Origin of the sequence: Streptomyces sp. NPDC048196 (assembly GCF_040652715.1) — a bacterium.
In the GTDB taxonomy this organism is placed as follows: domain Bacteria; phylum Actinomycetota; class Actinomycetes; order Streptomycetales; family Streptomycetaceae; genus Streptomyces; species Streptomyces siderophoricus.
Map to the genome: position 1 here is coordinate 18,429 of NZ_JBEZMM010000022.1, position 19,209 is coordinate 37,637.

The 19,209-nt window shown below is 73.6% G+C and carries 20 protein-coding genes; 8 read left to right on the plus strand and 12 right to left on the minus strand.

The annotated features are described in order from the left end of the window. Positions 1-94 precede the first annotated feature (94 nt). Together AB0E02_RS21640 and AB0E02_RS21645 are read left to right on the plus strand one after the other, a co-directional pair. A complete protein-coding gene (locus AB0E02_RS21640) occupies positions 95-1,777 on the plus strand; it encodes an APC family permease (protein WP_362141696.1) in 1,683 nt (560 codons plus the stop codon). Between the two features lie 106 nt (positions 1,778-1,883). Beyond that, positions 1,884-3,269 carry an L-serine ammonia-lyase gene (locus AB0E02_RS21645; protein ID WP_362141698.1) on the plus strand — a complete coding sequence of 462 codons (1,386 nt, stop codon included), beginning with the start codon at positions 1,884-1,886 and terminating at the stop codon, positions 3,267-3,269. A 39-nt stretch (positions 3,270-3,308) separates the two neighbouring features. On the opposite strand, the gene AB0E02_RS21650 is transcribed toward AB0E02_RS21645, so the two are convergent. The 5 genes from AB0E02_RS21650 to AB0E02_RS21670 form a co-directional block, all read right to left on the minus strand. Beyond that, positions 3,309-3,617 carry a hypothetical protein gene (locus tag AB0E02_RS21650; RefSeq protein ID WP_362141700.1) on the minus strand — a complete coding sequence of 103 codons (309 nt, stop codon included), beginning with the start codon at positions 3,615-3,617 and terminating at the stop codon, positions 3,309-3,311. 142 nt (positions 3,618-3,759) lie between these two features. Next, a complete protein-coding gene (locus tag AB0E02_RS21655; RefSeq protein WP_362141702.1) occupies positions 3,760-5,019 on the minus strand; it encodes a transposase in 1,260 nt (419 codons plus the stop codon). A gap of 95 nt (positions 5,020-5,114) precedes the next feature. After that, positions 5,115-5,879, minus strand: a complete 765-nt coding sequence (locus AB0E02_RS21660) for a phosphatase PAP2 family protein (protein ID WP_362141704.1) — start codon at positions 5,877-5,879, stop codon at positions 5,115-5,117. Continuing rightward, positions 5,876-6,481 carry a phosphatase PAP2 family protein gene (locus tag AB0E02_RS21665; RefSeq protein ID WP_362141706.1) on the minus strand — a complete coding sequence of 202 codons (606 nt, stop codon included), beginning with the start codon at positions 6,479-6,481 and terminating at the stop codon, positions 5,876-5,878. Before AB0E02_RS21665 ends, AB0E02_RS21660 begins: the two co-directional genes overlap by 4 nt. Further along, complete coding sequence (locus tag AB0E02_RS21670) at positions 6,478-7,179, minus strand: DedA family protein (protein ID WP_362141708.1); 702 nt, start codon at positions 7,177-7,179, stop codon at positions 6,478-6,480. Before AB0E02_RS21670 ends, AB0E02_RS21665 begins: the two co-directional genes overlap by 4 nt. A gap of 114 nt (positions 7,180-7,293) precedes the next feature. On the opposite strand from AB0E02_RS21670, the gene AB0E02_RS21675 reads away from it, so the two are divergent. Together AB0E02_RS21675 and AB0E02_RS21680 are read left to right on the plus strand one after the other, a co-directional pair. After that, positions 7,294-7,722 (plus strand): BlaI/MecI/CopY family transcriptional regulator, encoded by a 429-nt coding sequence (locus AB0E02_RS21675; RefSeq protein WP_362141710.1) that lies wholly within the window; start codon positions 7,294-7,296, stop codon positions 7,720-7,722. Next, entirely contained in the window at positions 7,719-8,675 is a 957-nt protein-coding gene (locus tag AB0E02_RS21680; protein ID WP_362141712.1) for a M56 family metallopeptidase, read from the plus strand. The genes AB0E02_RS21675 and AB0E02_RS21680 overlap by 4 nt, the downstream gene beginning before the upstream one ends. A gap of 568 nt (positions 8,676-9,243) precedes the next feature. Here the strand turns inward: AB0E02_RS21680 and AB0E02_RS21685 are convergent. Both AB0E02_RS21685 and AB0E02_RS21690 read right to left on the minus strand, forming a co-directional pair. Then, positions 9,244-10,632: an ATP-binding protein gene (locus AB0E02_RS21685; RefSeq protein WP_362141843.1), complete on the minus strand. Its 1,389-nt coding sequence runs from the start codon at positions 10,630-10,632 to the stop codon at positions 9,244-9,246. Positions 10,633-10,705: 73 nt separating this feature from the next. Beyond that, positions 10,706-11,467 (minus strand): response regulator transcription factor, encoded by a 762-nt coding sequence (locus AB0E02_RS21690; protein ID WP_362141714.1) that lies wholly within the window; start codon positions 11,465-11,467, stop codon positions 10,706-10,708. A gap of 235 nt (positions 11,468-11,702) precedes the next feature. Here AB0E02_RS21690 and AB0E02_RS21695 point away from each other — a divergent pair, with 235 nt between their 5' ends. The 4 genes from AB0E02_RS21695 to AB0E02_RS21710 all read left to right on the plus strand — a co-directional run bounded on the left by AB0E02_RS21695 (position 11,703) and on the right by AB0E02_RS21710 (position 15,358). After that, on the plus strand, positions 11,703-12,932 hold the full coding sequence (locus AB0E02_RS21695; RefSeq protein WP_362141716.1) for a glycosyltransferase family 4 protein: 1,230 nt from the start codon (positions 11,703-11,705) through the stop codon (positions 12,930-12,932). 285 nt (positions 12,933-13,217) lie between these two features. Further along, positions 13,218-13,772, plus strand: coding sequence for a GH25 family lysozyme (locus tag AB0E02_RS21700; RefSeq protein ID WP_362141718.1), 555 nt, complete (start codon positions 13,218-13,220; stop codon positions 13,770-13,772). A 220-nt stretch (positions 13,773-13,992) separates the two neighbouring features. Further along, positions 13,993-14,823 carry an ammonia-dependent NAD(+) synthetase gene (gene nadE, locus AB0E02_RS21705; RefSeq protein WP_362141720.1) on the plus strand — a complete coding sequence of 277 codons (831 nt, stop codon included), beginning with the start codon at positions 13,993-13,995 and terminating at the stop codon, positions 14,821-14,823. A gap of 181 nt (positions 14,824-15,004) precedes the next feature. Further along, the gene (locus AB0E02_RS21710; protein WP_030799666.1) at positions 15,005-15,358 is read left to right on the plus strand and encodes a hypothetical protein; all 354 of its coding nucleotides are present in this window, start codon (positions 15,005-15,007) and stop codon (positions 15,356-15,358) included. A gap of 29 nt (positions 15,359-15,387) precedes the next feature. Here the strand turns inward: AB0E02_RS21710 and AB0E02_RS21715 are convergent, their stop codons facing one another. The 5 genes from AB0E02_RS21715 to AB0E02_RS21735 form a co-directional block, all read right to left on the minus strand. Continuing rightward, on the minus strand, positions 15,388-16,248 hold the full coding sequence (locus tag AB0E02_RS21715) for a cytochrome c biogenesis CcdA family protein (protein WP_030412422.1): 861 nt from the start codon (positions 16,246-16,248) through the stop codon (positions 15,388-15,390). Next, positions 16,245-17,021, minus strand: coding sequence for a thioredoxin domain-containing protein (locus AB0E02_RS21720; protein ID WP_362141723.1), 777 nt, complete (start codon positions 17,019-17,021; stop codon positions 16,245-16,247). The genes AB0E02_RS21715 and AB0E02_RS21720 overlap by 4 nt, the downstream gene beginning before the upstream one ends. Before the next feature lie 56 nt (positions 17,022-17,077). Further along, complete coding sequence (locus AB0E02_RS21725; RefSeq protein WP_362141725.1) at positions 17,078-17,518, minus strand: hypothetical protein; 441 nt, start codon at positions 17,516-17,518, stop codon at positions 17,078-17,080. A gap of 89 nt (positions 17,519-17,607) precedes the next feature. Next, complete coding sequence (locus tag AB0E02_RS21730) at positions 17,608-18,135, minus strand: ATP-binding protein (RefSeq protein WP_351537220.1); 528 nt, start codon at positions 18,133-18,135, stop codon at positions 17,608-17,610. 276 nt (positions 18,136-18,411) lie between these two features. Beyond that, positions 18,412-19,179, minus strand: coding sequence for an enoyl-CoA hydratase-related protein (locus AB0E02_RS21735; RefSeq protein ID WP_030799678.1), 768 nt, complete (start codon positions 19,177-19,179; stop codon positions 18,412-18,414). Positions 19,180-19,209 lie beyond the last annotated feature (30 nt).

Genomic DNA, 19,209 nt, shown 5'->3' on the forward strand with positions numbered 1-19,209 from the left:
CGGTGATTCGCGCGAAATAAGGTGTCAGCGGCATACGCAGCGGCCCTTCAACGGCGAGGGGGCATTTCCACAGCAGGACGGACGACACCACCCCATGGACATGAGCGCGGGCGACCGGAAGGGGCTCAGCCTCTTCGCCCTCATCATGATCGGCATCGGCTCGATCTTCGGCTCCGGCTGGCTCTTCGGCGCCGGTGCCGCCGCACAAGTGGCGGGCCCCGCGGCCCTGGTCGCCTGGGTGATCGGTGCCGTCTTCATCGGCATGATCGCGATGTCCTACGCGGAGGTCGGCGCCGCCTACCCGATCCCCGGCGGAATGGCCCGCTACGGCCACCTCTCGCACGGACCGGTGCTCGGCTTCCTCACCGGCTGGGCGGTGTGGATCGCGACCGCCTCGCTCATCCCGATCGAGTCGATCGCCGCCACCCAGTACATGACGTCCTGGGGCTTCGGCTGGGCGAAGGGGCTGGTCGAACCGGCCGGACACCAGCTCTCGGCGTCCGGCCTGGCCGTGGCGCTGGCCCTGACCGTCGCGCTCTGGCTGACCTGCTACTGGTCGGTGCAGCTGCTGGCCCGCGCCAACACCGCGCTCACCGTGGTGAAGTTCGCCATCCCGGTGCTCGCCGTGGCGGCGCTGGCCGCCTCCGGCTTCCACACCTCGAACTTCACCGCGCAGGGCGGCTTCGCCCCGTACGGCTGGTCGGCCGTGCTCACCGCCGTCACCACCTGCGGCGTGGTCTTCGCCTTCAACGGGTTCCAGGCCGTGGTCAACCTCGGCGGCGCCGCCCGGAACCCGGGCCGGGCCATCCCGGTCGCCCTGGTCGGCGCGCTCGCCCTGGGCCTGGTGATCTACCTGGCGCTCCAGACCGCGTACCTGGGGGCGGTGCCGCCCGGGCAGCTGGCCCGGGCCGGCGGCTGGCAGGGCGTGAACCTGGGCTCGCCCTTCGCCGACCTCGCCAAGCTGCTGATGCTGCACTGGGTGGTCACCATGCTCCAGTTCGGCGCGTTCATCTCGCCGGCCGGCTCCAACATCGCCAACGTGGCCTCGGCCGCGTACATGGTCACCAACCTGGCGGAGACCGGCTTCTTCCCGCGGAAGCTGGCGGCCGTGCACCCCCGGTACGGCACCGCCCGCCCGGCGATGTGGCTCAACCTCGGCTTCTCGGTCCTGTTGCTGCTGACCGTCGGGCGCAGCTGGCAGGCGCTGGCCGGGGTGGTCTCGGCGGCCATGGTCATCTCGTACCTGATCGGCCCGATCGCGGTGGGGGTGCTGCGCCGGACCGCGCCTGAGCTGCCCCGTCCGTTCCGGCTCCCGGCCGCCGGGGTCCTCTGCCCGGTCACCTTCGCCTTCGCGGCCTGCGCCCTGTACTGGTCGAAGTGGCCGGACACCGGCAAGGTGACCGCGCTGACGCTGGTGTCCGTGCCGGTCACGGTGCTGGTGCTGCGCCACCAGGCCGGGTCCCTCGGCGCGGCCCGGCTGCGGCGGCAGTTCGCCCCGGCCTGGTGGATGATCGCCTTCCTGCTCTGGCTGGCCGCACTGTCCGCGCTGGGCAGCCCGGACTTCGGCGGGCACGGCGTCATCCCCGGTGGCCTGGACATCGCCCTGGTCGCGCTCTCCGCGCCGGCCTTCTACTTCTGGGCCGTACGGGCCGGCGTCCGGGCCCGGGCGACCGGCCTGACCGGCCCGCCGACCGCCACCGTGGCCGCCCCGTCACCCGCTGTGCACCCGACACCTCCTGTTACGTCCACCGACCACCGCCCGACGGTTTCCGTCTGACGGCACCGCGCCGGGTCCGCGTTACGCTCGACATCCGGCGCAGAAACGTACCTCTTCGTCCGATAGCTCCACCGTCCACCACGAGCAGACAAGGGAGTCCGCCCCCGTGGCCATCTCCGTCTTCGACCTTTTCTCCATCGGCATAGGTCCCTCCAGCTCCCACACCGTCGGCCCGATGCGCGCCGCCCGGATGTTCGCCGGCCGGCTCAAGAAGGACGGTCTGCTCGCCCGGACGGCCCGCGTCCACGCCGAACTCTTCGGCTCCCTGGGCGCCACCGGCCACGGCCACGGCACCCCCAAGGCCGTCCTGCTCGGCCTGGAGGGCGACTCCCCCCGCACCGTCGACGTCGAAACCGCCGACGACCGGGTCGCGGCGATCAAGGAGTCGGGGCGGATCAGCCTGCTCGGCGCCCACGAGATCGCCTTCGACTTCGACGAGGACCTGGTCCTGCACCGCCGCAAGACCCTGCCGTACCACGCCAACGGCATGACGGTCCGGGCCCACGACGCCGACGGCGCCGAGCTGCTGAGCAAGACGTACTACTCGGTGGGCGGCGGCTTCGTCGTCGACGAGACCGTGCTGGCCGGGGAGGCGGCGGCCGGCGAGAACCCGATCGTGCCGGACGACACGGTCCTGAAGTACCCCTTCCGCACCGGCGACGAGCTGCTGCGGCTGTCCCAGCAGACCGGCCTGTCCATCTCCGCCCTGATGCTGGAGAACGAGAAGGCCTGGCGCACCGAGGACGAGATCCGCGAGGGCCTGCTGGAGATCTGGCGGGTGATGCAGGCCTGCGTGACGCGCGGCATGTCCCGTGAGGGCATCCTGCCGGGCGGCCTGAAGGTCCGCCGGCGGGCGGCCGGCTCGGCCCGCAAGCTGCGCGCCGAGGGCGACGCCACCGCCCGCGCCATGGAGTGGATCACCCTCTACGCGATGGCCGTCAACGAGGAGAACGCCGCCGGCGGCCGGGTCGTGACCGCGCCGACCAACGGCGCCGCCGGCATCATCCCGGCCGTGCTGCACTACTACATCAACTTCGTGCCCGGCGCCGACGAGGACGGCGTGGTGCGCTTCCTGCTCGCCGCCGGCGCCATCGGCATGCTCTTCAAGGAGAACGCCTCCATCTCCGGCGCCGAGGTCGGCTGCCAGGGCGAGGTCGGCTCGGCCTGCTCCATGGCCGCCGGCGGTCTGGCCGAGGTCCTGGGCGGCTCCCCCGAGCAGGTCGAGAACGCCGCCGAGATCGGCATGGAACACAACCTCGGCCTGACCTGCGACCCGGTCGGCGGCCTGGTCCAGATCCCCTGCATCGAGCGCAACGGCATGGCCGCCGTCAAGGCCGTCACCGCCGCCCGCATGGCCCTGCGCGGCGACGGCCGGCACCACGTCTCCCTGGACAAGGTCATCAAGACCATGAAGGACACCGGCGCCGACATGAGCGTCAAGTACAAGGAGACGGCCCGCGGCGGGCTCGCCGTCAACATCATCGAGTGCTGACGGCGAGGGCTGCCTGAAGACGTCGGTCCCGGCGCGCGGTTACCTGCCGATCTCCCAGGCGAAGGGCGGGAGTTCGCGCGCCCGGGAGTAGATCTCCAGGGCGTGCCGGGCCGGGACGAACGGGTGCACGCGGGCGCCTTCGAGGCCGGCCAGCAGGCGCGCGCAGTGGTGTACGCAGCCGGCCACCTCGCGGCCGTGCCGGTCGACGATGGTGGCGGCGTCGTGCGGTCCCTCGCACGGGGTGGGGTCCTTGACGGCGGCGGCCGGGCAGCGGCCGTACGGGGCCCCGGCGACGGTCTCCCGGCCGGCTGCCGGGTGCGGGGACCGGGCGTCGAACGGCTGGTTCATGGCGATCTCCCCCTGGCGGTGCGGTGCGGTGGTGCGTGCCGTGGGCGGTGGCGGGATCCGTACGGTCCCGGCGCCCAGGACAGTGGTGCTCGGCGCGGGCGGCGTCCATGCCGCCTTGGGGAAGACCTGGTCGGATCGTCAGCTATTCGTGACTCCACCCACGACTGGCGTCGCGGGCTTCCTGGGTCGCTGGCTGAGCAGCGTCACAGAGGGCCAGCCCGGCCCTGTGCAGGACGTTCAAGGCGCCCACGTGGTCCGCGTTCGCGACGAACCCGCAGGAGACGCATGCGAACATCGCTTGAGTGGTGCGGTTCTCCTTCGCGACGTGCCCGCATTCGGGGCAGGTGCGGGAGGTGTTGCGGGCGTTCACCGGGATCATGCGGCGAGCGGCACTCTCAGCCTTCTGCGCCAGGATTCCCAGGAAGATTCCCCAACCCGCGTCCAGGATGCTGCGGTGCAAGCCTGCTTTCGCTGCGGCCCCGTTCGGCAGGAAAACGCCGGGCCGGGCGGGGTCGGGCTTGGGCGCGGGTGCGTGGGCGATGCCCGCTGTGTTCAGCTTCTCGTGCACGATCATGTCGTGCTCGGCAACGAGCACGTTCGCGGCTTTGTGGTGATGGTCCAGGCGCTGACGTCGGATTTTGGCGTGCAACTTGGCCACCTTGCGCGCCGCAGCCCGGTGCTTCTTCGTGCGCCGTTTCGTGCGCCTGGGGAACGACGAAAGATGCTGCTGGGCGGCGGCCAGGTCCTCGGCGGACGATGCGAGGAAGCGCGGGTTGTGCACGTGCTCACCGTTCGATGTGGTGAGGAAGTGCGCCGCGCCCATGTCGATGCCGACAATCGACCTGATGGCCGGAAGGGGCTCGGGTGGCACCCTGTCGCAGGCAAGCACCACGTACCAGTGCTTGCCCTCACGCTTGATGCTGATCGTTTTCACCTGCCCACGCACGGGCCGGTGCTGGTGCACGCGGACATGCCCGATGCCTTGAAGGCGAACACGCGTCTGCGCATCGTTCGGGGTGGAGTCCCACCGGCAGCCGTCCCCGTCCTTGGGGAACTCCACCGTGTCGAAGTGGCCGGCGCCCTTGAAACGTGGATATCCGGGCTTCTTACCGGTCTTCACCCGGCGGAAGAACGCGGCGAAGGCCTTGTTCAGTCGCCGCAAGGTCGCCTGCTGGGAGGAGAAGGACCAGCGCCCCTGCCGCTCCGGATCGAACGTCCGGATCTCCTTGAGCTGGGCGGATTGCTGCCCGTACTGGATCGAGGTCCTTGAGCTGTGCCGGTAGGCATCGCGGCGTTCTTGGAGCGCGCCGTTGTAGAGGGAACGGTGATCGGCCAGCATCGCCCGCAAGGCGGCTTCCTGCCGGACGGTCGGCCGAAGGCGGAACTTGTACGCACGTATCATGCGTAACCTCCGCCATCCGTCGGCCAGTTGACCAAAATTTAGCACGTAGGTGCAGGTCACGTTATGTGCGCGGACACCGGTCGGCACGCCACAGGTCAGGATCGGTCCGGGCACTCCGGGCGGCCCAGGGCGCGGAAGGCCGCCGGTTCCAGGAGGAGGGCGAGGGTGAGCCAGGTGGCGGCCAGGAGCCAGCCGCCGACGACGTCGCCGAGCCAGTGGACGCCCAGATAGACCCGGGTGAGGCCGACCCCGGCGGCCCAGAGGGCGAGGACCGCGCACCAGGTGCGGGCGACGGCGGGACCGCAGCGGTGGGCGAGACCCCAGGCGAGCAGGCCGGCCGCGAGCGCGGAGGTGGTGGCGTGGCCGGAGGGGAAGGCGTATCCGGTGGCGTGCCCGGCCCAGTCGACGGCCGGTGGGCGGGCCCGGGCGAGCAGTTCCATCAGGCCGTAGCGGATCGCCTGGCCGACGGCGAGGACGACCACCGTGCAGGTCACGGCCCGGAGGCGGCCGGTCGCGCCGCGGCCGGCCAGCAGTCCGGCGAGGACGGCCATCAGGTAGGGGACGAGGCCGGTGCCGGTGGCGGTCAGGGCGCGCGCCAGGGACCGCACCGGCTCGCCGTGGTGGGCGGCGGCCCAGTGGACGGTGTCCTGTTCGGGGGCGAGCGGGGTGCCGTGCCGTACGGAGACGGTGGTCGCGGCGGCGGCGAAGAGCACCGCACAGACCGCGGCCAGGGCGCGGAGCGCGCCGGTCCCCGGCCGGGGGACGGAGCCGGGGCCCAGTTCCGGCCGCGGTTGCCGGCCCGCCACCGGCTCCCGGTCCGGCCCGGGCCCGGTCCCCGCCTCTCCTCCCGACGCGGTCACCGCGCTGCCACCAGGGGGCGCAACCGGGTCGCGCGGATCCGGGCGACGGCCGGGGCCGCGCGGTCGGCGAGCGGGGTGAGTGCCCAGGCCAGCAGGCCCCCGGTGAGCAGGCCGGCGACGGCGTCGTGCGGGTAGTGGGCCCCGATCCAGACCCGGGAGGCCGCCATCAGGACGGCGGCCGGGACGGCGATCCGGCCGAGCCGCCGGTCGCACAGGAGGAGCGCGACCGCGGCGGCCGCGGCGATGGCGGCGTGGTTGCTGGGGAAGGACCAGTCGCCGGGCCCCGGGCAGCTCTCGACGGTGAAGGTGTGCAGCGTGCGGCACGGCCGCTGCTCGTCGAAGATGCTCTTGACCAGGTCGTTCGCGAGGTAGGCGAGGACGACGGTCAGGGGGGCGGCCAGGGCCGTGGCCATCGCGCCCGGCCCGCGGCGGCGCGCCCGCCACCAGGCGAGCAGCATCAACCCGGCGAAGAGCGCCAGCCCGTAGTCGCTCCAGGCGGCGACGGCGGTGTTCAGGCCGTGCGGGGCGCGGTGCGCGAGACCGGTGATCCAGGTGTAGGCGGTGCCGTCGATCGCGGCTCCGCCGAGGGCGAGGGAGGTCATGGGCGCTGCTCCTCCGGGTCGGCCGTCGCCGGGCGCCGGCGGGCGCGGAGCACCTCCAGGGCGAGCGGGGTCAGCGACACCGCCACCACGAGGGCCACCAGCGGCAGCAGATGGCGGTCGACGTTGGGCACCGACGAGCCCAGTGCGTAGCCGGCGAGGGTGAGGCCGAGTGTCCAGACCACTCCGCCGGTGATCTGCCAGAAGGTGAAGGTGCGGGCGGGCACCCGAAGGGCCCCGGCCAGCGGGTTCAGCACGGTGCGCACGACCGGGACGAAGCGGGCGAGGACGAGGGCCTTGGCGTGGCCGTAGCGGGCGAGGTACTCCTCGGCGCGGGCGGCGCCCTCGTGCAGCTTGCGGGCGCGGCTGCGGGCCAGCAGGGCGCGGCCGCCGCGCCGGCCGAGCCAGTAGCCGGTCTGGGATCCGGCGAGCGTGCCCGCCGCGGCGGCGAGCAGCACCTGGGGCAGGGCGAGGTGCACGGCGCCGCCGGCGCCCGGTGCGCAGAGCAGTCCGGCGGTGAAGAGCAGGGAGTCGCCGGGCAGGAAGAACCCGACGAGCAGTCCGGTCTCGGCGAACAGGACGACGGCGACGCCGAGCGCGCCGAACGCGGCGAGCAGTGAGCCGGCGTCGAGCACGTCGACGGCCTGGCCCATGCCGCTCGCGTCGGCTACCACCTGCGCAAACGCAGCGGCTACGGCCATGTCGGTGGCCCCTTACATAATGGGTTGCGGGCCTGCCGTGCGACCGGCCCGACCGACTACAGTCACGTAGACGGTCTACGGAACTGTAGACGACGAGCAGGTGAAGGGCGTTCCATGTCGGAGACACCACCCGTGCAGCGGCGCCCCTCCGGCGAGCTGGAGGCGAGCGTCCTCGCCGCGCTCTGGGCGGCCGAGGGGCCGCTCAGCCCGGCCGAGGTGCAGAGCGCCCTCGGCGGCCGGCTGGCCCGTACGACCGTCACGACGATCCTGTCCCGGCTGCACGACAAGGGCGCGGTGTCCCGCTCCCGGGCGGGCCGCGGCTTCACGTACTCCCCGATACAGGACTCCGCGGGGCTGACCGCCCGGCGGATGCGCAGCGAGCTCGACAAGCAGCACGACCGCGGCACCGCGCTCGCCCGCTTCGTCTCCCAACTCACCCGCGAGGACGAGCAGTTGCTGCGCTCCCTGCTGGAGGGCGCCGCGGACGGCCCGCAGGGGGCGCCGGGGACCGGCCGCCGGCCCGCCCCGGGGGCCGCCCCGTGATCGTCGCCGTCTGGATCCCGCTGCTGATGCCGCTGCTCGCGGTGCCCGCCGCCCGCCGGCTGGCCGAGTCGCTGCCGCCGCGCGCCGCGGCCTGGCTGCTGACCGGCTGCGCCGCCCTGCTCGCCGGGTGCACGACCGCCGCGCTCGGTCTGCTGGTGGCCGCCGGGGCGCTGCGGCTGCCGCCGGTCGCCGCCCTCGATCATCTCTCCCTCCCGCTGGCCGACGGCGATCCGGCCGTCATGCTCCCCGCCGCCGGGGCCGCCGGCCTCTCGCTCGCCGTCTGCGCCCTCGCCGCCGCGCACCGCGCCCGCCGGCACCGCACCGAGCTGCGCGCGGCCCGGCGCGCCACCGCACCGCACCCGGTCTCCGGCGACCTGTGCGTGCTGCCCGACGCCGCACCCGATGCGTACGCCCTCCCGGGGCGGCCGGGCCGGGTGGTGGTCACCGCCGGGATGCTGCGGGCGCTGTCCGCCGCCGAGCGCGAGGCGCTGTTCGCCCACGAGCGTGCCCATCTCGCCGCCCGGCACCACCTCTTCCTGCTGACCGCCGCGCTCGCCGAGGTCTGCCACCCGCTGCTCCGCGGGCTGCGCGCGCCGCTGGCGTACGCCCTGGAGCGCTGGGCGGACGAAGCGGCCGCCGCCCGGGTCGGCGACCGCCGGGTCACCGCCCGCGCCATCGGCCGCGCCGCCCTGGCCGCCGGCCCGCACGCCCCGGCGCCGCACCGGCCCCGTACGGTCCTCGCCGCGACCACCGGCCCGGTGCCGCGCCGGGTCGCCGCGCTGCTCGGCTCCCAAGCGGCGGCCGGCCGCCCCCGGATACCCACCGGCCTCCGCGGCCGCCGGCTGGTCGCCGCGGCCCTGCTCACCTGCGTCACGTTCTCCGCAGCCGCCGCCCTGGACGCCGCGGCGGACCTCCACGCGTCGGTGGAGGTGGCCCAGGGCGAGACCCACTGAGGGACGGGGGGCTGAGGGACGCGGGTTGACCCGTCGGACCGAGCCACCGGACGGAGCCACCGGGCCGAGCCCCCGGGGCCCACCGGGGCGGCGCACCGGCCACCGGCCATGGGCGACCAGGGCGAGACCCGCTGAGGAACGAGAGCCGAGCGCCGAGCGCTGACCCACCGAACCGAGCCACCGGGCTGAGCCCCCGGGGCTCAGCAGCGCCGAGCGACGAGCGCTGACCCACCGGACCGGACCACCGAACCGCCCACCCGACCGACCCGCCGGACCGAGCCACCGAGCCGAGCGCCGGGGGGCCCACCAGGGCGGCACACCGGCCACCAGCCATGGGCCCAGGACGGGACCCGCAGAGGAACGAGAGCCGAGGACGAGCGCTGACCCACCGGGCCGACCCACCAGCTCACCCACCAGAGCCGGCCCACCGACCACCGCCCACCAGCTCACCCACCAGAGCCGGCCCACCGACCACCGCCCACCAGCCACCGCCCGCGGACCACCGGCCCACCGCCCACCGGCCGCGGGCAGAGAGCAGCGGGCAGCGGACCACCGCCCCCCAGCCGGCTCAGTGGGCGTACCCCCGGCCCACCGTGAAGCCCAGGACGGCTCCGCCGCCGGGGCGGGCGGCTGCGAAGGCGTGGCCGCCGTGGGCGGTGGCGATCTCCCGGACGATGGCGAGGCCGAGCCCGGAGCCGGGGAGTCCGCGGGCGGCCGCCGAGCGGTAGAAGCGGTCGAAGACGCGGGTGAGGTCGGCCTCGGCGATCCCCGGGCCCCGGTCGAGGACCTCGATCCGGGCGCCGGTGACCCGCACCTCGATCGGTTCGGTGCCGCCCGCGTCGAACTTGGCGGCGTTCTCCAGCAGATTGCCGATCGCCCGGTTCAGCGCGGCCGGCCGGCCCCAGGCCACCGCCGGGCGGAGGGTGCGTACGGTGATCTCGCGGCCGGTGCGGCGGCGGGCGGAAGCGGCCGCCTTCTCCGCGACCTCCGCCAGGCTCACCTCCGACAACGGGTCGTCGTCGCGCTGCCCGGCCGCCAGCCCGACCAGCTCGTTGACCAGATCGCTGAGTTCCCGGGCCTCGCCCGCCAGATCGGCGAGCAGCTCCTCGCGGGCGTCCGGCGGCAGGTCGTCGAACCGCTTCAGCAACGAGATGTTGGTCCGCAGCGAGGTCAGCGGGGTGCGCAGCTCGTGCCCGGCGTCCTGGACGAGGCGCTGCTGGTCCTGGACGGCGCTGGCCAGCCGCCCCAGCATGTCGTCGAAGGCCCGCCCCAGCCGGGCCACCTCGTCCCGGCCCGCCACCGGCACCGGCACGTCCAGCCGCCCGTCCTCGGCGACGCTCTCCGCGACCGACGTCAGCCGCACCAGCCGGCCGGTGATCCGGCGCGCCAGCCACCAGCCGACCGTGCCGGCCAGCGCGATGACCACCGCCGCCAGCAGGATGGTGCGCTGCTGCAGCGCCGACAGCAGGTCCTCGGTCTCGCTGAACTTCTGGGCGACCTGCACCGCGCCGCGGCCGCCGCCGAGCGCGACGGTCGCGACGTGGTACTCGTCGTCGCCGAGCTCCGCCTCCCGCTCGGCGTGCCGCCCGGCCTGCGGATCGGTGGCGATCCGCCGCTCGGCGGCACCGGCCGGCAGGGCCGGGCGCCCCAGCTCCACGATCCGGCCGCCGGCGCCCAGGATCTGCACATCGGTGCGGGTCGGCCGGGTCAGGTCGTCGCGCGGCCCGTCGTGGTCCGGGTCGGAGGCCGCGTAGTCGGCCGGCCCGAACTGCTTCTCCTGCACCTGGGTGCGCAGGTCCCGGACGACCTCGGAGAACACCGACCTCTCGTCGACCCGCACCAGGCGCGCCGCCGCGTCGTAGCTGAGGAAGCCCACGAGCACGGTGACCGCGGCAGCACCGGCGGCGAACGCCACCGCGAAGGCGGTCCGCAGACTGGCCGGCCGGCGGGTGCGCAGCCAGGCCGCGCGCCCGTGGTCCCGCCAGGCGCCGGCCCGGGACCGGAACCAGGCCCGCAGCCGGCCGGGCACGTCAGTCCTCCCGCAGGACGTAGCCGACGCCCCGCACCGTGTGGATCAGCGGGCGGCTGCCCGGGACGTCGACCTTGCGCCGCAGGTAGCCGACGTACACCGCGAGGTTCTTGGAACCCGGCCCGAAGTCGTAGCCCCAGATCCGGTCGTAGATCGTCGAGTGGTCCAGGACGATCCCGGCGTTCCGGGCGAGCAGCTCCAGCAGTTCGAACTCGGTGCGGGTCAGCTCCAGCTCGCGGTCCCCGCGCCAGGCGCGGCGCGAGGGCCCGTCGATCCGCAGGTCCGCCGCCTCGACGACCCCGCTGTCCACCGCCCGGACGTCGTACCCGCCGGCCGCCTCCTCGCCGCCCGGCCCGGAAGCCGCCGCGGGAGCGCCACCCGCCCCGGCCGCACCCTCCGTGGTCCGCCGCAGCAGCGCCCGCAGCCGGGCGAAGACCTCCTCGACCTCGAACGGCTTGACCACGTAGTCGTCCGCCCCGGCGTCCAGGCCGGCGATCCGGTCCGCGGTCTCGACCCGGGCGGTCAGCATCAGGATCGGGGTGCGGTCCTGCTCGGCCCGCAGCACCTGGCACACCTGCAGCCCGTCGATGCCCGGCATCATCACGTCCAGCAGGATCACGTCCGGCCGCTCGCGGTGCGCGGCGGCCAGTGCCTGGATGCCGTCGGCGACCGCGGTGACCCGGTAGCCCTCCAGGGTCAGGGCACGCTCCAGGGCGGTGCGGATGGGCCGGTCGTCCTCGGCGAGCAGTACGGAATGGGTCACCCGGCAAGTCTGCCAAGGTCACGGCGGGGCGGCGGCGGGCGGCCGGCCCGGCGGCGGCTTTCTTACCCGGCTCTCACCCACGGTTCTTACCGGCCTCTCACCCCCGCCACGCAGTCGGCTTACCCCTTGCCGACACGGTGGCCCCCGTGCCGGACGGGCCGGCACGGCGGGTCGGGCGCGGTGCGCGACCCGCCGGCCCCACGACGGGGCAGACCTCGGGAAGACACCACTCCGGATGAAGATCACCCTCCTGCTGCACAACGCGTACGCCATCGGCGGCACCATCCGCACCACCTTCAACCTCGCCGCCGCGCTCGCCGGCCGGCCCGGCGTCGACGAGGTCGAGATCGTTTCGATGCTGCGCCACCGCGAGGTCCCCCGGTTCACCCTCGACCCCCGTGTGCGGCTGGTGCCGCTGGTGGACACCCGGGTGGGCAGCGACGACATGGCGGACCCTCGGTTCGGCGAGCCCGCCCAGGACTTCCCGCTCGCCGAGAAGCGGCACCACCAGTACAGCCGGCTCGTCGACGTCCGCGCCGCGGAGTTCCTGCGCGGCACCGACGCCGACGTCCTGATCGGCACCCGCCCCGGCATCAACGTCTACCTGGCCCGCTTCGGCCCCCGTCGCGCGCTGCGGATCGCCCAGGAGCACCTGCGCCACGACGCGCACGGCAAGCGGCTGCGCGCCGAACTCGCCCGGCACTACCGGCACTTGGACGCGCTGGTCACCACCACCGAGGCGGACGCCGCGGTCTACCGCACCCGGATGCCGCTGCCCGGCGTACGGGTCCTGGCGGTGCCCAACATCGTGCCCGCACCGCCCGTCGCGCCCTCCGACGGCACCGCGAAGGTGGTCGCGGCGGCCGGCCGGCTGGTCCGCGGCAAGCGCTTCGACCTGCTGATCGAGGCGTTCTCCGCGGTCTCCGCCAAGCACCCGGACTGGCGGCTGCGGATACACGGCGGCGGTGCCGAACGCGACCGGCTCCAGGGACTGATCGACGGGCTCGGGCTGACCGAACGCGCCGAACTGACCGGACCGCGCTCGCCGATCGAGGCGGAGTTCGCCAAGGCGTCGATCGTGGCCTCCGCCTCGGACGCCGAGTCGTTCGGCATGACCCTCGTCGAGGCGATGCGCTGCGGTGTGCCGGTCGTCAGCACCAACTGCCCGCTGGGGCCGGCCGAGATCATCGACGACGGCACGGACGGCCTGCTGGTGCCGCCCGGCGACGGCCGGGCGCTCGCCACCGGACTGCTCGGCCTCATCGAGGACCCCGTGCGCCGCCGGACGATGGCCGAGGCCGCGCGGGAGAGCGCCCGCCGTTTCGACCCCGAGCCGATCGCCGAGCGCTACCAGCTCCTCTTCCAGGAGCTGCGCGCCACCCGGACCCGCCGCGCGGCGCACCGCACCCTCGGCCGCGTCCGGCGCCGGGCCCGCGCCGTACTGCGCCGCGCGCTGCGCCGCTGACGGGCCGTCTCCTCCCGCACCCGCTCACCGGGACAACATCCTCCGTCCGCCGGTGAACTGGCGGCCCGTGGGGAACGTACGTCCGGTCAGGAAAGGGAAGACTCAGGGAAAGGGCAGACCGAGGACGCGGGGCGCGCACGGACGCCGAACGGGCCCGGCACGGGGACGGCACGGGCCCGGCGGGCACGGAACACGCACGGCACAGCACGGCACTCGTGGCAAGGCAGTTGACGTGTCGAGCAGTTGGCGCTTCGAATCGCAGGTCCGATCGGCAGGAGGCCACTCATGCTGCACGGTGTCGATGTCAGCTCCTACAACACCTCGTATTCCGTCGAGGGGCTGGACTTCGTTTTCGTCAAGGCGACCGAAGGCCGCTCCTACATCAATCCGCACCAGAACTCCCAGGCCGCGAAGGCCCGTAAAGCGGGCTGTGTGGTGGGTTTCTACCACTTCCTGTGGCCGGGCCACATCTCCGCCCAGGCGCGGTATTTCGTGGAGAAATGCGCTTCGGTCCCGGGCGACATCCTGGCCTGCGACTGGGAGCGCACCGGCGACGGGACGGCCGCCAGCAACGCGCAGAAGGACCAGTTCCTGGTCGAGGTGCGGAAGCTCCGCCCCAAGCACCGGGTGATGCTCTACTGCAACCGCGATTTCTGGCTCCACCACGACACCACGTCCTACGTGGCCGACGGCCTGTGGATCGCCGATTACGTCGCCGCCGGTCACCCGCGGATCAAGGCGAAGTGGCGCATCCACCAGTACACCGACCAGCCGCTGGACAAGGACGTCGCGAACTTTTCCAGCCGGACCGCCCTGAAGAAGTGGGCGCACCCGGCATAAAGTTTCCTACGGCACGCGAAAAGCGCGCTCACGGCCACCGTCCGTATGCCGACGACAAGCAGAACGCGACCTCGCGCAACGCTTCGTAGGCGGAAAGACGACAACCGGTGACCGGAGCGCGCCGTGCGTGACCAGGCCCACATTCCCGAAAACGGGATCTCGCACCGAAAACGCCCGCGAGCCCGTACCGGAAACGAACCCGAGCGGAAAAGGAGCAGCCGTGACCGACCCGGCGTCCATGGCCCTGCAGCAGGAGATCGCCCGGGATCTCCAGGTAACCGCGTCCTTCGACGCCGAGCAGGAGATCGAGCGCCGGGTGGCCTTCCTCACGGAGCAGCTGACCTCCTCGGGCCTGCGCTCGCTGGTCCTGGGGATCAGCGGCGGCGTCGACTCGACCACCACCGGGCGGCTGTGCCAGCTCGCCGTGGAGCGGGCCCGGGCCAACGGCTACGAGGCGACGTTCTACGCGATGCGGCTGCCCTACGGCGTCCAGGCGGACGAGAAGGACGCCCAGCGCGCGCTGGAGTTCATCCGCGCCGACCGGGAACTGACCGTCGACGTCCGCCCGGCGAGCGACGCGGCGCTGCAGGCCGCGGTGGACGGCGGGCTGGTCTTCCGCGACGCGCACCACCAGGACTTCGTGCACGGCAACATCAAGGCCCGGCAGCGCATGATCGCGCAGTACGCGGTCGCGGGGGCGCACGACGGACTGGTCGTGGGCACCGACCACGCGGCCGAGGCGGTCTCCGGCTTCTTCACCAAGTTCGGCGACGGCGCGGCCGACGTCGTGCCGCTGACCGGTCTCACCAAGCGCCGGGTGCGCGCGGTGGCGGCGGCCCTGGGTGCCCCGCAGGAGCTGGTCACGAAGGTGCCGACGGCCGACCTGGAGACCCTCGACCCGGGCAAGCCGGACGAGGACGCCCTCGGCGTGAGCTACGACCAGATCGACGACTTCCTCGAAGGCAACCCGGTCCCGACCCCCGCCTTCGAGGCCATCATCCGCCGCTACCGCCTCACCGCCCACAAGCGGGCACTGCCGGTGGCGCCGTAGCCGCGAAGCCGGCGGCCGGACCGGCCGCCGGCGCCCTACCCCGCCCGTCATGCGCCCGCAAGGGGACGGTCACTCTTCCGGTGCTAAATCGTGGGCGTGGGCGGGCATGAATGCGGGCATGGGAAGCCGCGAAGTGCGATCGGAAGATCAACTGTCAGTGGGTCCGCCTACGCTCCAAGGCATGGGTTACGCACACCTGCGCGAACTCCAGACCGCGCTGACCACCGCCTCCGACCTGACCACCGCCCTCCAGTCCGCGCCCAACCGGCACGACGCGGACCAACTCGTCGACGTCCTCCGGCAGGCGCTGACCGCCGCCAGTTCGCTGGGCGCCGAGACCGGGCCGACCGGCTGCGCCCTGCATCCGCACGGCGCGGTCGACCCGCTGTACGGCGACCCGGAGGACCCCCTCCCGCCGGGCTACGGCAAGTGCCTGCTCTGCAACGACCGCCGGCGCCGGGCCGATGCGCACCATCCGCACATACGCCGGTTCGCCCGCCCCCATCCCCGCTGGCGCCGCCCCCTGAGCGCCTGACGCCCGGGGGCGGACGCAGCACGTACCGGCTACCGGCCCGGGGGCGGCGCCTCGCCGCCCCCGTCCTCCGGCCGCTTCTCCGGCCGGAGGGCGATGCGTCCCAGCACCCCGGCGACGACCAGTGCGGCCACGGCGATCAGGACGTAGTCGGGCACGCCGTTCCCGAGCCGGGTCGCCCATTCCTCGACGCGGAATTCGGCGTCGGCGTCGAGGATGCCGGGCAGCGCGCTGGTCCCGTTGAAGCACAGGAAGAGCACGCCGATGCCGAGGAAGAACGCCCCGGACACCACCGAGGTGGTGTGCAGCCGCAGCCGCCCCAGGGTGAACTCCCGGCCGCGCAGCCAGCCGCGGGACCCCAGCCGGAAGCGGTCCCAGAACAGCGCCAGCACGAACAGCGGCAGTGCCATGCCCAGGGCGTAGACGGCCAGCATCGAGGCGCCGTACACCGGTGAGCCGCTGACCGCCGTCACGGTCAGCACCGCGCCGAGGATCGGGCCGGCGCAGAAGCCGGCCAGGCCGTAGACGCAGCCGAGGAGGAAGGTGGTGACCGCCGACCGCGGGGTGATCCGGGCCGCCGCGGCCTGCGCGCGCCGGGAGGCGAAGCCCAGGCCGAGGATCTGCGCGAGCCCCATCGCGATGACCGTCCAGCCGCCGAGGGTGATGAGCAGGTCGCGGTGGCCGTTGAACAGCCGGCTGGCCGCCGTGCTCGCCGCGCCGAGCGGTACGAGCGTGGTGGCCAGCCCCAGGTAGAAGACCCCGGTGCGGGCGAGCAGCCGGCCGGTGCCGGTGAGCGAGTAGGCGAAGAACGCCGGCAGCAGCAGTGCGCTGCAGGGGCTGATCAGCGCCAGCACCCCGCCGAGGAAGGCCGCGAGGTAGCCGATGTCGGTCACTTCCCGGCCCCCGCACCGCCCTTGTGGGCCCGCGCCGCGGCGTCCTCGATCGCCTGCGCGAAGACCTCGGTGGGCTGGGCCCCGGCCACCGGCCGGCCGTTGATCAGGAAGGACGGCGTGGACTGCACTCCGAGCCGGTAGCCCTCGTCCTGGTCCTTCTTCAGCGCCCGGTCGGCGTCCGCGCTCTTCAGGTCGCTGCGGAACGTGTCGAGGTCCGGCACCCCGCTCTCCTCGGCCAGCTCGACGAGCTTGTCCTCGGCCAGCGCCGCGCCCTTGCGGGTCTTGGCGTACAGCAGGTCGTGCAGCTGCCAGAACTTGCCCTGCCGGCCGGCCGCCCAGGAGGCGCGGGCGGCCCGCTCGGAGTCGGCGCCGAAGACCGTGAAGTTGCGGAATTCGATGCGCAGAGTGCCGGCGTCGACGTACTTCTTGATCAGGTCGGGCTGGGTCTCGCGGGTGAAGCGGCCGCAGAACGAGCACTGGTAGTCGGCGTATTCGACCAGGACGACCGGGGCGTCCTTCTTGCCGACGGCCAGCGGGTCGCCGGCCGTGCGCCGGCTGGTCCGCCGGGCGAGGTCGTCGAACATCTTCTGCTCGGCGGGGTCCTCGTCGGGCCGGGTGGCGGCGGCGGTTCCGGGTTCGCCGCCGGCGGCGGTGTCGCGGTCGCCCTCGACGGCCTTGCCGACGGCGACACCGATGGCGACCAATGCCACGACGAGGGCCAGGACCGCGCCGAGGGCGGCCAGTTTGCGGGTGCGGGATGCGTTTGCGGGCATGCGGAAGCTCCTGACGTACGGAGAGGGAAATCGGCCGGGTGGGTGTGGCCGGCGGCCTATATCCGCAGTACGGGCAGGAGCGCGGTGGGGTCGTTGGCGGGGGCGTGGTCCGTCGGCGGACGGGCCAGCGCGAACTGTGCGGGCGCGTCGGCGGCGAGCGGCCCGGGTCCGGCGGTCGGCGCGGGGGCCAGCGGCTCACCGCGGTGCGGGACGGGCAGCGGCGCGGACTCGTCGGGGCCGGGCGCATGCCGGTCGGAGCAGCGCTTCGCCGGGTCGGCGGCGGTCGGCGGGGCGGTCAGCGGGGCGGTCAGCGGGGCGGCCGCCGGCTTTGCGGCGGGCCGCCCGCCGGTCGCGGGCACGGCCGTCGCCACGGCCGCCGACGCTGCCGTACGGCCGGCGGGGGGCACCGCTGCGAGGCCGGTCCGGCACAGCAGCGGACCGAAGGTCACCGCGAGGAGGAGCAGCATCATGCCGGCCGATCGCCGCAGCTGGTGCATGTCCCTCCTCTCCGTACCCGTCGCGCGCATGAACAGCCCATCCTACGGACCGTCACCGCGCGACCGGAGCACCGGCCGGAGAGGGGCCTTCAGCGGTCGCCGACCCGCATCTCGAACCAGGTGGTCTTGCCGCGCGGCAGCAGGTCCACGCCCCACCGGTCGGAGAGCGTGTCGACGAGGAAGAGCCCACGGCCGCTGATGTCCAGGTCATGGACGGGCATGAGACAGGGCAGCCCGCGGGACGGATCGCGTACCTCGATGCGGATCCAGCCACGGCGGCGCAGCATCCGCAGCGCCAGGGTCCGGGCACCGGTGTGGCGTACGGCGTTGCCGACGAGTTCGGAGACCAGCAGTACGGCTTGCTCGGCAAGCTGGGGCGTCAGGGACCACTGTTTCAGGAGGACGGCGGCGGTCAGCCGGCGGGCGATGCCGGCGGACTGCGGACGGGAGGGCAGCCGGACCTCGCCGAGGGTCGGCTCGGCCACCAGGTCGACGGATACCGAAACCGGACTGCCGGGAGCCGGCGCCGGGGTCCGGTCCGCACCCGGGATGCCCCATCGCGCGGCGGCCGCATCGCTCCGCGGCCGCGGCTGCTCCATTCCTTCGAGGCCCGCCATGCCCCCCATCATGGCTGTTACTTGGCGGTCGCGGGGGCGGAACCGACGGAATCCGTTGCCCGGAATCGACGGTTCCAACCCCCGACGGAGACATATGCCAGTGGCATCCGAGGTGTCGGAACCTTGCCGCTGACCTGCGACGACACCGGGCATACGAATGATCGATCCGGTGCGTCAACACGGCTGATTTAAGCGGCAGTTAAGTTTTCAGCGATTCGCCCACACGAGGCATCGGGTCCCGGCCAAACCTCAGGCGTCCCGCCAACAACGGGCGTATCAGAGGAACTTGGCCTTGCCGGGGCCCTCCTCGACGAAGCTGCGCATCCCGATCTCCCGGTCCTCGGTCGCGAACAGCCCGGCGAACCAGTTGCGTTCGACCGTCAGCCCGGTGTCGATGTCGGTCTCCAGTCCGGCGTCGACGGATTCCTTCGCGGCCCGCAGCGCCAGCGCCGGTCCGGCCGCCAGCCGCGCCGCCCAGGCGTGCGCCTGCTCGTAGACCTCGGCGGCCGGGACCACCCGGTCGACCAGTCCGATGGCGAGCGCCTCCTCGGCCTTCACCTGACGGCCGGTGAAGATCAGGTCCTTGGCCTTGGACGGGCCCACCAGCCGCGCCAGCCGCTGGGTGCCGCCGGCGCCCGGGATCAGGCCGAGCAGGATCTCCGGCTGGCCGAGCTTGGCGTTGTCGGCGGCGATCCGGAAGTCGGCGCAGAGCGCCAACTCGCAGCCGCCGCCGAGGGCGTAGCCGGTGACCGCGGCGACCACCGGCTTGGGGATCCGGGCCACGGCGGTGAACGCGTCCTGCAGCGCCTTGGACCGCACGACCATCGCCGCGTGGTCCATGACCTGCATCTCCTTGATGTCCGCGCCGGCCGCGAAGACCTTCTCGCCGCCCCAGACGACGACCGCGCGGACATCGTCGCGGCGGGTGATCTCCTCGGCCAGCTCGCGCAGCCGGTCCTGGGTGGCGATGTCCAGTGCGTTCATCGGCGGACGGTCCAGGCGGATGGTGCCGACACCCTCGGTGACCTCAAGATTCACAGTCATGCCGGAAGGTTAGTACGCGTTAACGGCGGG